12 protein-coding genes and 3 pseudogenes are annotated in these 11,610 nt (G+C 65.6%); 4 read left to right on the top strand and 11 right to left on the bottom strand.

All coding sequences use genetic code 11. The annotated features are described in order from the left end of the window. The 3 genes and pseudogenes from IPK27_09935 to IPK27_09925 form a co-directional block, all read left to right on the top strand. Positions 1–577 (top strand): helicase (locus IPK27_09935; GenBank protein ID MBK8067928.1); only part of this gene is annotated, 577 nt, incomplete at its 5' end. Continuing rightward, a pseudogene (pglZ, locus tag IPK27_09930) lies at positions 574–2,392 on the top strand (BREX-3 system phosphatase PglZ). The gene IPK27_09935 and the pseudogene pglZ, both read left to right, overlap by 4 nt. Then, positions 2,376–3,008, top strand: coding sequence for a hypothetical protein (locus tag IPK27_09925; GenBank protein ID MBK8067927.1), 633 nt, complete (start codon positions 2,376–2,378; stop codon positions 3,006–3,008). The pseudogene pglZ and the gene IPK27_09925 overlap by 17 nt, the downstream one beginning before the upstream one ends. A gap of 80 nt (positions 3,009–3,088) precedes the next feature. Here IPK27_09925 and IPK27_09920 read toward each other — a convergent pair whose 3' ends face one another. The 6 genes and pseudogenes from IPK27_09920 to IPK27_09895 form a co-directional block, all read right to left on the bottom strand. After that, complete coding sequence (locus IPK27_09920) at positions 3,089–3,589, bottom strand: hypothetical protein (GenBank protein MBK8067926.1); 501 nt, start codon at positions 3,587–3,589, stop codon at positions 3,089–3,091. Next, positions 3,586–4,071, bottom strand: a complete 486-nt coding sequence (locus IPK27_09915; protein ID MBK8067925.1) for a lysozyme — start codon at positions 4,069–4,071, stop codon at positions 3,586–3,588. Before IPK27_09915 ends, IPK27_09920 begins: the two co-directional genes overlap by 4 nt. Positions 4,072–4,091: 20 nt before the next feature. Further along, positions 4,092–4,319 carry a hypothetical protein gene (locus IPK27_09910; protein ID MBK8067924.1) on the bottom strand — a complete coding sequence of 76 codons (228 nt, stop codon included), beginning with the start codon at positions 4,317–4,319 and terminating at the stop codon, positions 4,092–4,094. Then, on the bottom strand, positions 4,316–4,615 hold the full coding sequence (locus IPK27_09905; protein ID MBK8067923.1) for a hypothetical protein: 300 nt from the start codon (positions 4,613–4,615) through the stop codon (positions 4,316–4,318). Before IPK27_09905 ends, IPK27_09910 begins: the two co-directional genes overlap by 4 nt. 81 nt (positions 4,616–4,696) lie before the next feature. Then, the gene (locus IPK27_09900) at positions 4,697–4,918 is read right to left on the bottom strand and encodes a hypothetical protein (GenBank protein MBK8067922.1); all 222 of its coding nucleotides are present in this window, start codon (positions 4,916–4,918) and stop codon (positions 4,697–4,699) included. Then, a pseudogene (locus IPK27_09895) lies at positions 4,911–5,231 on the bottom strand (hypothetical protein). The gene IPK27_09900 and the pseudogene IPK27_09895 overlap by 8 nt, the downstream one beginning before the upstream one ends. Before the next feature lie 171 nt (positions 5,232–5,402). Between IPK27_09895 and IPK27_09890 the strand changes: the two are divergent. Then, a pseudogene (locus tag IPK27_09890) lies at positions 5,403–7,060 on the top strand (IS1634 family transposase). Between the two features lie 50 nt (positions 7,061–7,110). On the opposite strand, the gene IPK27_09885 reads toward IPK27_09890, so the two are convergent. The 5 genes from IPK27_09885 to IPK27_09865 form a co-directional block, all read right to left on the bottom strand. After that, entirely contained in the window at positions 7,111–8,391 is a 1,281-nt protein-coding gene (locus IPK27_09885) for a hypothetical protein (GenBank protein MBK8067921.1), read from the bottom strand. A gap of 710 nt (positions 8,392–9,101) precedes the next feature. Further along, positions 9,102–9,392 carry a hypothetical protein gene (locus IPK27_09880; GenBank protein ID MBK8067920.1) on the bottom strand — a complete coding sequence of 97 codons (291 nt, stop codon included), beginning with the start codon at positions 9,390–9,392 and terminating at the stop codon, positions 9,102–9,104. Then, positions 9,376–10,071 carry a hypothetical protein gene (locus IPK27_09875; GenBank protein ID MBK8067919.1) on the bottom strand — a complete coding sequence of 232 codons (696 nt, stop codon included), beginning with the start codon at positions 10,069–10,071 and terminating at the stop codon, positions 9,376–9,378. Before IPK27_09875 ends, IPK27_09880 begins: the two co-directional genes overlap by 17 nt. Positions 10,072–10,074: 3 nt before the next feature. Continuing rightward, positions 10,075–10,407: a hypothetical protein gene (locus IPK27_09870; protein ID MBK8067918.1), complete on the bottom strand. Its 333-nt coding sequence runs from the start codon at positions 10,405–10,407 to the stop codon at positions 10,075–10,077. Between the two features lie 947 nt (positions 10,408–11,354). Further along, a complete protein-coding gene (locus IPK27_09865) occupies positions 11,355–11,594 on the bottom strand; it encodes a hypothetical protein (GenBank protein MBK8067917.1) in 240 nt (79 codons plus the stop codon). Positions 11,595–11,610: the final 16 nt, after the last annotated feature.

The raw sequence follows: 11,610 nt of genomic DNA, 5'->3' as shown, positions 1-11,610 counted from the left end.
GGCGGTGATCAGCGAGTTGCCACGCTTTGTCGCTGGCCAACCACTGCCGGTGATCCGTGTTTCTGGTCTGCCGGATTCGGTGCGCGGCATCTGGTCGCTATGGGAGATCAGCCTGGCGGCGGAAGGCTTGAGCCGGAAGCGCTTCCTGCCGGTGTTCGTCAACGAGGAAGGTCGCCTCTTCGTACCCACTGCCAAGCGCGTGTGGGACCTATTGCTGACCGAGACCGTGGATGTTCATGCCGTGACCGGCGCCGAGGAGTCGGTGAAGTGGTTCGAGGCATCCCATGTGGCCGCCAGCGCCCAAGGCGAACGGATCTTCACCGAGCTGCTGAACGAGCACCGTGCCCGACTGAAGGAAGAACGCGAGCGTGCGGTGTATGCCTTCGAAGCCCGAGGTCAGGCCATTGGGCGAATCGGCCTGCCCGCCGTGCGCGAGCATCGGCGCAAGCGACTGCAGCAGGAACACGATGCGCGCATGGCCGCTCTCGATGACATGGAGGCCAGCGTGCCAGATTTGAATGCCGTGATGATGGTACGCGTCTCCGGCGATGTGATGCCCGGAGGACAGGTGGGATGAGCCAGTGGTCAGGAACGCATTCTCGCCACTTCACGGCCGATCTCACCCGGCTATGGGTGGCGTGCGACCCTGATGATGTGTTGCTCGACGAGAAGCTGTTGACCGAGCTGCGCGGTCGCGGCTTCGAGCTGATGCTGTACGAGGACCCGTTTGCCTTTCGCGCGGAGTATGAGGAGCGTTACCGCGCCGCATGGGATCGCGGTGAGCAAGGGCCTGCGCCATCGCTGGTTCTGCATCTGCGAAGCGCCGATGCGAATGTCTTGCCGTGGGACATCGTGCACCACGGTCGTGTGGTCCGGCTCAGCCTTGCTGAGCTGTTCCCGAGGCTGGCTTACAGCGCGGTGCAGCAGGTCGAGCCGGAGCACTTGCCGGGCTGTTTCCACGCCCACCAGACCGAGCTGCAGTCGGCCAGGGCGAGAACGAGTCGAAGGACTTCATCCTCGAACACGTCTACCAACTGGCGCCGAGATCCATTCGCAACCCAGTGGACTTCTGGCGCGAGCTGCTTCGGATGCACTTCGCCAACCGCTCGTTGCCACCCCTGTTCGCCCAGCACGCGGCAGGCATCATTCAGGGCAAGGGGCTGTTCACGGACCTTCCCGTCGCCACATGGCTGGCATCCAAGAGCGCGCTGCTGCGCGTGGTGCAGGATGCGTGGTACCGCTATCTGAAGACCCAGGGGCTGGACGGAACCCGCACTGGCGAACCGCCACCACCAGACTACGTCGCCAAGATTGAGATTCCGTTCGACCACTCCGATGTGCAGGTGCTGGTCGATTCCATGTTCCTCGACGGCAGCTTGCATCCGCTGGCGGTGCACAGCGTTCCGGCGGGGATGCCGAGTTGGATCAAGGCGGGAATTGTCCAGGACCCGGCGGCATTGCAGGCATTGGTGCTAAAAGGCATCGATGGCCTGATCGAGACGACGCCAACGGCGGCTTCGTCGCACAAGGACTGGAGCGAGTTCGCCAAGCGCTACGGTGAGATCCTGGCCCGAACGCATGGTCTGCCAGGCACGGAAGGCAGCGAACACCTGCCGGTGATTCGAGAGCGGATCAAGACCTTGCAGGCGCAATCAGACGAGGGTCTGCGAGCCTGGGTCGCCGCCAAGCATTACGCCGACCTTGATCCTGCAGCCGGTGACCAAAGGTCCGGTGATGGTGCACCACGTGCCGCGCTTTGCGGCATCGGCGGTCCGCAGGGGAAACCAAGGTGGCTTCCTGCTGGTATCTGACGGGCTGGCCTCTCGACCAGTGGGTAGGCAGATCCGGCGAGCGCCTGATCGCCACCACGAAACGGTTCGCGTTCGACGAGGGAACCGCGTTTGCATGGCTGCCGACTGTGACATCGGTGTCGCGCCAGGCGCTGTTCCGCCTGAAACTGCGCGGGAGTTCGACGACTCCATCGACAGGACGGACAAGGAGGAATCGTTGGGAAGACGTTCTGGCAGAACGAAGGCGTCAACTCGAATGAGGTGATGTACTGACGCGCTGCGTCAGATCCATCAGCTCGACGCGCTGGAAGCGGATTTGATCGACCGGCGCCCGGAGGCAGGGCCTGGTCATCGATGAGGTTGACGATCGGCTCTACGGAGCGGTCTAAGAAGGACGTGGCGATGTGGATCGGCAACTGGCTGACGACCGGTTTCGTCGACCGGCTGTTCTCCTGCTGCTCGACAAGGGATACCACATTTCATCTCACGGCGGACCACGGCAACGTTGAGTCCACCGGCGTCGGCAGGCTCCAGCCAGGGTGTGATTGCTGAGACGCGCGGAGAAAGCGTGTTCGGTCTACCGGAGTGAGCCATTGCTTGCTCGATGCAGCCGGACTTGGCGCGGAAGCCAAGAAGAAAACACGCACCGTACTGAACCGGCTGTGGCTGGAGCCGCGCGCCGAACTGGTCGATTACGCGGATCGTGGTGTGGCCATCCACAAGACGCAGCCGGATATACCGGTCGCGGCGCTGTGCTGGGGCATGTCCGTGGCGACGTACCCGTTCTTTGGCAAGGTGGCCGAGCTGGTGGGCCGCCTGTCCGCCATCCAGGGCGACTGCGCGTCCGCCGAGGTCCATCGCCGCATGAGCGAAACCTATGGAGAGCGCGAAGGCACTCGGCGCATGACCAACATGGTCATCCAGAGCCAGGCGAGCTGGGGAGCCGTGGAGCGCGTCGAGAAAGGTAAGCGCGTCATTCGCTTGCCACAGACGAGCATCGACAACGATGCGCTCACTGCTTGGCTGATCGAAGCTGCTGTGCGCTACGCCGGCAAGCCCATATCAGTACCCAGTTTGCAGTCGCTGCCGGTGCTGTTCCCGTTCAACATGACGCGGCCCTTGGCCTACGTGGTGTCGAACAGCGCAAACCTGATGCTGCGGTCAGAAGGGCCGAGTAACCAGTTCGTCGCCCTGCGCGCACCTTCGAGGAACGTATAGCTGCGGGACTCGGTGATTCTGATCAGGACCAGTCGTCTTTTGCCAGGTTGTGCACGCAACCCATGACGGCGTTCCGAAGGCTATTGCGCGTCCGCGACATCCATCTCCCTTGCCCACGCCTGCAGCGCCCTCAGTTGCTCGGCGTTTTCGTGGCAGGTCTGGTAGTTGGTGGCGACGGTTCCGGCGACGGCAGAGAGCGCAAGTCCTTCGGCGGCCGCATCAGCATCTCGGGCGGGCTCGGGCAGTTCACCTGCGGCGGCAGCGTCGTGCAGGCGCACAAAGCCACGGTTGATAGTGCAAGCAGCATCGGCTTGAACGGGCACATAGACGGGAACCTCCTTGATGATGGTTTCGCCCTTCTCGCGGACGACGCGGACGCGTTCGACGTACTGTGTGACGACCTTGACGGTGGCTTGTGCCTGCCGCTCGCGGACAGTGGCGGCTTGCAGGATTTGCTCCTGGACAGCGGCGTCCCACTCGGCTTGAACGTGGCCCGCGCCCTTGATCCATCCGAAGCCGACCAAAGCGACGCCAAGTGCCACGAGGGCCAGCCAGCGGTACGGCCAAGGAATCACGCTCATGACCCTTCCCCAATGCACTGCCGGTACTCGGCCTCGCGCCGCGTGGCCAGTCCACCGCACAGGCGCGCGTTGGCGGGCAGCGCGCAGTCCTTGCCCTGGAAGAAGCGCCAGCGCAGCAGCTCGGCGCAGGCCCCGACGTAGTCCTCGGCGTTGAGTTTTCTGACCAATGTGGACTGGCAGAACGCGCGGCTGCCGACGTTGTAGGAGAAGCTCACAAAGGCGTCGTACTCGTGCTGAGCTAGGGGCACGGTCACGCACTGCTTGAGCGCGTCCTCGAACTGCTGGATATCCGTGAGCGCCCGCGCCAAGGCCTTCGGTGGCGTGGTGGTGTCGCCGATCTTCACTCCGGCGGTGGTGCCAAAGCCGATGGTCGGCACATCGCCCTTGGCCGGGATTGCCGCGTGGTCGGTGTAGCCCTCGTGCATCACGATGCCGACCAGGGCGGCGGCGGACAGCGTCAATCCGGTCACCGTCCTGCGCATCACGGGTGATGGTGCACCGGTCATCGGCGCATCTCCGGCTGCGCCACGATGCGCGCAACGGTCGCGCCGATGCTGGCGGCGAAGGCCAGCAGCACGAACGCGCCACGCGGCAGAAGATCACCGAACAGCGGGACGACGACTTCCGCCGCTGTGAAGGCGGCTGCCAGCAGGGAAAGTCGGATGCTCCACGCGCGACGCAACACGCGCCGCCAGTCGTTGAGCAGACAGATCTTCGGTCGGGCGGTCATTGCGTGCCTCCCATCAGCTTCAACTTGATGGCAGCGGCCACCAGCAGCGCGGCCAGGATGCCGGTGGTCACGACCTTGACGGTGGTCTGCCAGGCGGTGCGGCGCGCATCGCGCCACGCTTCCAGCAGGTCACGCAGCTCGCGGATGTCACGCGCGGCGTGTCCGTTTTCCAGACCGAGGTGGGTGAGGCAACGCTCGGCGCCGCGTTCGGCGGCGCGGTTCAGCAGTTCATCGAAGTCCTCGTGCCGCAGCAAGAGGGTCGAGTCGTTGGTCGGTGCATCGGTGTCTTCGGTCATCGTCGGTCTCCAGAAATGACGAAACCCGCCCAGCGCGAGCCGGAGCGGGTTTCAGGGGTGTAGCGGTTGAAAAGGCGCGGCTTAAATGTCGATCACTTCCATCGGCAAGGAAGGCGCCTCGCCTTCGATGACGCCATCGCGCACGAACACGGTTTGGCCGAGGGTGGCTTCGCCGCGGGCATGGATCAGGCCGCCGCCCGGCAAGGCGATCACGACGCGGTTTGCGCCCGCCTCGATCACGATGCCGGCTTGCAGCGGTGGCTCGGGCAACAGCTGCCGGAACTGTCGGTAGAGGTTATGCATGGCACTCGACGCCCAGTGTTTGCCAGACCTCGGGGAAGCCGGCTTCGATGCGCGTAGAGCGCACGATTCCGAGCCGCGCGACGCGGCCATCCTGGTACTCGACGAAGGTGCCCGGCTCGACGATGCCGGTCTCGGGCAGCACCGGTAGGCGCAGGCCCACTTCGAACTGCTGGCCGGTGTCGGCCAGGATCGCCGTACCGCGCTGGCGCGCCGCCACGGCTTCGGTGATCAGCGCATCAACGACCATGGGTGCGAGCCGATTGCCAGCCGTTCCGGTGCGCGTGACTTGACCAAGCACACCGGCACTCTGGCCACCCGAGTTCGACACCTTTTGCCCGTTTCGCGGTCCCTCGTTGCCGGGTTGGTCTTGCAGGATCAATGGCTTGCGCTGTCTGAGGATGCCGATTCCGCAACTATCGTGTAGTGGCACGCGTTCAGCTTGAACACCATGGAATACGCTGTTGTGGCGTGATACCGTGGCGGCATGTTCGCGAAGATCACCAAGTCCGGCCCGAGGCAGTACATCCAGCTCGTCGAGGCCTTCCGGGATGCCGATGGCGTTGCTCGCCACCGGCATGTCGCCAACCTCGGCCGGGTCGAGGACTCACAGGACAAGCTCGATCGCCTTATCGCCAGCCTGAGCCGCGCGGCCGGTCGCGGGCCGCCCGCGGCGCCAACCTTCCAGCGTTCGCTGGAAGTGGGCGGACCGTGGCTGCTGTCGGCGCTCTGGGATCGCCTGGGTCTTTCGCGCTGCCTGCGCGGGCTGACGCGCTCGGACGCCAAGCTCGATGTCGACACGCTGGCGCGGCTGATGGTGATCAATCGCCTGTGCGACGCGGATTCCAAGCTCGGCGTGCTGCGTTGGCTGGAAGAAGTCATCGTCCCTGGCGTGGTGCCAGACGAAGTGACCCACCAGCGCCTGTTGCGGACCATGGATGTGCTGGACGCCCATGCGGGCACGATCCTGTCGCGGCTGGCCGGGCTGGTGCGACCGCTGCTGGATCAGGACCTGAACCTGGTGTTCTACGACCTGACCAATGTGCGCATCCAGGGCGAGACGAGACTGGCGGACGATGTGCGTGCCTTTGGCATGAACAAGGACACCGGCGGCATCGCGCGTCAGTTCGCGCTGGGGCTGGTGCAGAGCGGCTGCGGGATGCCACTGGATTTCGAGGTGTTCCCCGGCGATGTCGGCGAGGTGAGCACCTTGTTGCCGATGATCCAGCGCAGTCTGGCGCGCTATGCGGTCAAGCGCGTGGTGCTGGTGGCCGATCGCGGCATGCTGAGTCTGGATCAGATCGCGGCCCTGGAGGCGCTGAAGTTGCCGAAGGGTGTCGAGCTGTCCTGGATCATCGCGGTGCCAGCGCGCCGTTACGGCGACTTCATGGATCCGGTCGTGGAACTGGCGGGAACGTGCGTCGATGCGACCGCGCCCAAGGTGCTGGAGACCGAAGCGGGCGGCTATCGCATGGTAGTGGCGCACGACCCTCTCGTGGCAGCCGAACAGACTGCGCAGCGCCGCGCCCGGATCGCGGCCATCGAGGCGCAGGCGCAGTCTGCGGTGGACAAGCTGGAGCGCCAGGATCAGGGCAAGAAGGCCCGCGCCGCAAAGCCAGCGACCGCGGCGCCTACCTGCGCTTCATCACAGCGGTGAGGGAAGCATCTGTCGAAGATCCTCAAAGCCGACTTGCGCGCCGACAGCTTCAGCTGGCACCTGACGAAGCGGCACTGGCCCGCCAGGAAGCCTTCGACGGCAAGCTGATACTGTTGACCAACGTGCGCGACCTGAAAGCCGTCGAGGTGGTGGAGCGCTACAAGCGCCTGGCGGACATCGAGCGCGGCTTCCGTGTGCTCAAGCAGGACATCGCGCTGGCGCCGGTCTATCACCGGCTGCCCGAGCGCATCCGCGCGCACGCGTTGATCTGCTTCCTCGCGTTGCTGTTGCACCGGGTCATGCGTCCGAAACTGACCGAGTTCAGCCCGGCAGCCGCGCTGCGCAAGCTCAAGGCCATCCAACTGCACCGGTTCACCGCCGACGGCAAGACCGTGAGCGGACTGACCGCCACCGGCGAGGAAACCCGCTCGATCTTCCAGCAACTGGACCTGCCGTTGCCCGACACCAAAGCCCTCCAGACGAGCTGATCGACGCCATCGTAGTGGCAACCGGGGATACCGGATGCGCTACGAATCAATTACTTAAGTCGGATAAGTGTCGAACTCGGGTGGCCAGACACGAACACTCGGTTGTAAGCGGGCTTCTCCAGCCAGCGCAGCGATTCGCGCGAGACGGCGTCGACCGGCAGGATCAGGTCAGGCGTGACGGCGTGCCAGTCCCATGGCGCCACCGGATAGCGATGACGCACACGTATGGTCGCTTCGGACGGATGCGGCAATAGGTAGCCGCCGGCAGCGCCAGCGATGCTGGCCAGCGCATCAATCCAGGTGCCCTGTTGCGCGAACACGCCGGCAGGCACGCTCCAGTCGCTGAGGCCCCAGTCGACGGTCCAGCCGAGTGGCACGCCGTTGACCGTCAGCACGTCGTCCATCAGTTGCCGCGCGGTGCGCGGATCGCCATTGGCGAAGTTCACGACCGGGGCATACGGCGCCGACAGGACCGCGGAGCGACCCCGGCCCGAGAGTCGCAGGCTGGTGTCGCCGAAGCTGCGCTCACGGCTCAGGTTTTCGGCGAGCACGCGGAAGTTCGTGCCATTGACGTGCGCCACCAGTTCCACCGGCGAGGCGCCATCTTCGGGCGCGACCAGCGCTTCGGCGATGCCGGGCAGCGTGGCCTCGAAGCCCCACGCCCAGGAATCGACGTCGAGACTCAGCGATAGCGAGATGACCGGCACCGGCGCGCCATCCGGCCATCGATGCAGGGTGACGTGGTTCAGCACGACGTAGACCCTCCTGATCGGAACGACGACCGGGTCGTCCTGACCGGGCCCGGGATGGTTCTCGCACACGAAGACCAGGTGGCCATCCGTGGCCGCCAGCGACGCGAAGCGCAGTTTGGGATTCGGGGTGTAACAACGGATCGGCGGCGGATCGCCGTCGTCGGGACGCGTCGGGTGCCGGCCAGGCGGAGGGCGCATGGCGTTCTGCCAGCGGTCCTTGGTCCAGCGCCGAAGCGTGACCGCCACTTGGATCGCCTCGAAGAAGCGTCGACTCGGAAGCGGTGCCGCCACACCGAAGCCCGAGGTCGTCGGCCGATGGCGATCCCGTAGACCGTCTTGATGGTGCAGTCGCCGCTGCAGCCCATCCATGCGCGCAGCGTTGGCATGGACGAACGGACCTGCAGTGCGCAGTTGCTGCGCATCACTGTGCGCGACGCCAATGGCGCCCGGCGATGTCGGCGACGCGAGACAGAACCGCACCGTGGCTGTGATCGGCAGTCGCGCCAGCCTGGCGCTGCGACGCGCCTCGACACCCGCAACATAGCCTGTCGCCGGTTGCCAGCCGGTTTGCGCTTGCACGGGCGCTCGGACGGTCGGCGAGGTCCGATGCTCGGCGCCGACTTCGAATCCTCGCCCACGCTGCCAGGTCGAGTAGGTGCTGCCCACCAGCGGACGCGCGGTTCGCGATGCATAGCGCGCCTCCGATCAGCATCTCCATCGCGGGAAAGGTACCGACGAGTGTCGCCGATGCATTGGGGATGGCGAGCGCCGAAGCGCAATGCCGGCAGTGCGCCGACGAGTTGCGCATCGACGGGCGGCGTCGCCCCGGGATCGCCGCCCAGCACCAGATGCGCGCTGCCCGGTGGATGGGCGAAGCGCAGATCGACAGCCGTCATTGGCGATCACCCCAGCAGTCCCGTCAGGATGCGGGTGTAGCCGCCCGCATACAGCGTGGTCGTCGGCAGGCGCAGTTCGCCGGTGCCCTCGAGGTCCGACGCATCGCAGTCCCAGGCGAGCGCGCCCCTGACCGTTGACGATGCGTGCCCACGTCGCCTCGCCAGTGGTGAGGATCAGCGCTTCATTCGTCGCGGCAACCTCGAGCACGCCGTCAACCACGGTGCCGAGCGGCTCGGCGAGCACGATGGAGGCGAGCAGCGGCCCTTGCGGCGGCGCGCCGAGGCTCGGTCGTGGCCCCGCGTACACGTGGGCGCGCGCCTGTTCGGTGCCGAGCGCCAGAAAGGTGATGACGCCCTGCAGCCGATAGCCGTTGAGCGCGTTCGAAATCTCGATCACGCCGGCACCTGCATCGGCTCAGCGCGCAGGTTGTCGGCGATGACCGCCCGGAAGTTGTGCTTGTAGTCGTAGGCAACCACGACGTAGCGCGGCACCGGACTGATCTTTTCGAAACGGTAGGCACCGGTGCCCGGATCGCTCCAGGTCTCGCCCACGACGACGTGGGTGCGTTCGTCGAACAACAGCACCCGACGCGCCACGGGTCGGTCATCCGGAACGCCCTTCTCTTTCACCGTGCCGGTGATCTGGTGGTCGCCGGCGTAGTAGTGGTTACGCGTGCCAGCCAAACGGTGGAAGGCGCGGTGCGAGTAGCGCAGCAGCCCGGCCAGGTCCGGTACCGGCTGGGTGCGCGCCACTGCGGCTGGCAGCGCCCTGTAATGGGGAGACGGCGCGTCCGGCAGGGTGCTCGGCACGCCACCAGACGCCCGATGCACGCGCAGGGTCAGGCCGTAGCCGTAGATGCAAGGCCGGAAGCGCGCGTGGTGCCGCTTGTAGCCTTCCCACCACGATGCCGTCGTTGTCGCTGAGCCGGTACTGCCAGATGCCGTCGTTGCCGCGCTTGGCATCGACCCGGATGGTGCGGCGAGCGCCGGTCACGGCCCACGGCGCTGCGGCATGGGCGGTGAGTTCGTACTGATTGCCACCGGCATCCCAGAAACTGTGATGCCACTGCTGCTGCCACGCGACCAGTCGGTGGCCTTCATACGTCCCCGATCCCGTCCAGAGCCAGAACCCGAAACAGGCCGATGAGTAGGTGATGGCCACCACTTCGGCATCGATCTCGAACCAGAAATTCTCGACGACCTCGGCGGCATCGATGCGCCAGAAGTTCTGCGCCTGCGAGAACACCAGATCGACGGCCTGTGCCGCCTCGTTCCAAGTCGGCGTGACGCCGCCCGCGCCACCCGCGCTGGCGAATCCGGCGGGAATGCCGGCGACGAAATCTTCGTCCAGTGGATAGGCCACGACTCAGGGTCTCCAAGGCCCGGTGATGTCGAAGGCGAAGCCGCTGGTGTTGCCCTCGTGGGCGTAGTCCAGGGTGACGATGAGGAACTTGCGCCCGGGGTAGCCGAGCACCTGGTCGATCAGCGTCAGGTGCGCGTAGGGCTGGTTCTGATGAATCCAGTACATCCCGGGCAGCATCCCGCGCAGATGGCCGGTGCTCTCGCGCAGGTAGATCGGGTGCAGGATCAGGCCGTAGTCGGGGCCATTGGGGAACGGGATGTGGCCCGAGCGTCCAGACACAGTCTGGGCGTTACCCTCGTTCAACGAGAACAGACCCAGGCGCGCATTGCCGCCCACCTGGGTAGTCGCGCACGCAGATCTTTCCGGTCGTATCCAGCGAGTGCGTCGGAGTAGGTGTCCTGGTTGATATTGTTCGGCCACCTCGCTGACCGTGCGGTAGCGATCGAGGCAGTCAGGAACGACGCGGTAGTTGTCGCCAGGCTTGTAGCTGTCGAGGTCGGTGAACGTGTAAGCACGCGGCGATCACCACCCCAGCCGGACGCGCACGACAGGAAGAAGCCGCGGTCGTCGCCGACCAGCACCCAGCTGCGCACCGGCGCCGTTGTCGCCAGGTCCGGCGTGTTGTTGCGGGCGAAGTACCACTTGAACCAGCCCGGAGTACATGGAGGTGCCGCCGCCCGGAGGGCAGTTCGTTGCGCGTGGGCGCCGCCGGATCGAACGGCGCGCGCGCACCAACGAAAGTCTCGATGTCGACCATGTCCTCGGCTAGCGTGACACGCCCAAACTTCGCCCAGGTCGTCGTAGCCTCGGGCAGGCTGTCGTCGACGCGCGTGAAGGGCCGATTCGACAGCGGATTGGGGCTTCGGTAGGCACGCTTGTTCTCGCCGGTGAAGGCGATCTCGAACTGAGCGGTGCGATCTTGTCGGTGATCCTAGGGCACTGTACGGCCGGCGAGGCCGGTTCACCCGGATGGCAACGCTGGATGCTGTCCTGAGTGGTGGCGGTGACGGCGAACTGCCGTTGTACTCGGGCTCCTCTGCACCTTCGATGCGCACCAACGATCGATTTGGTAGCCATGCGCTGAACCGACGACGGCGGTCGCGATGCCGCCTTCCCCGAGTCATCGCCGACACCGCTTTAGGTGAAGCCGCTGACGAGCAGCGCGCCGAGAAGCGCGGTAAGCTGCTCCAGTTGTTGGTCAGCACCGGCGCGCCCGCCGTGCCGTTTCGTATCCATTTGACCTTTGTTGCTCACAAGTCAGAGTCCTCGGAAGCGGTGGCGGGTCACGGGCGATCCACGTCGCCGCGCACCAGCAGGGTGAAGGCGTCGCGGGTCACGGTTTCGGGTCTTGTTGAATCGTGCGCACGACCCAGACCGGTTACAGCGCAACGATGGTGTTGAACCGCAACGCTTGCCGGCCGCCCAGCCGAGCCCCAGCCGAGCGCCCGCACCGTGAAGTAGGGTTTGCCGGTCGCCGGGTTGGTCGGCGCGCGATCGTTGGCGGTGGTGCCGGTGGCGATCACACCGGACGTGCTCGCC

The organism is Rhodanobacteraceae bacterium (assembly GCA_016713135.1).
Lineage (GTDB): Bacteria > Pseudomonadota > Gammaproteobacteria > Xanthomonadales > SZUA-5 > JADKFD01.
Note: the sequence above shows the minus strand (reverse complement) of the source record. Positions and strands in the feature narration are given on the sequence as shown.

Bases quoted from the DNA above. Each gene is read 5' to 3' on its own strand.
- IPK27_09920 (MBK8067926.1), bottom strand. From the start codon at position 3,589: ATGAGCGTGATTCCTTGGCCGTACCGCTGGCTGGCCCTCGTGGCACTT.
- IPK27_09915 (MBK8067925.1), bottom strand. From the start codon at position 4,071: ATGCGCAGGACGGTGACCGGATTGACGCTGTCCGCCGCCGCCCTGGTC.
- IPK27_09910 (MBK8067924.1), bottom strand. From the start codon at position 4,319: ATGACCGCCCGACCGAAGATCTGTCTGCTCAACGACTGGCGGCGCGTG.
- IPK27_09905 (MBK8067923.1), bottom strand. From the start codon at position 4,615: ATGACCGAAGACACCGATGCACCGACCAACGACTCGACCCTCTTGCTG.
- IPK27_09900 (MBK8067922.1), bottom strand. From the start codon at position 4,918: ATGCATAACCTCTACCGACAGTTCCGGCAGCTGTTGCCCGAGCCACCG.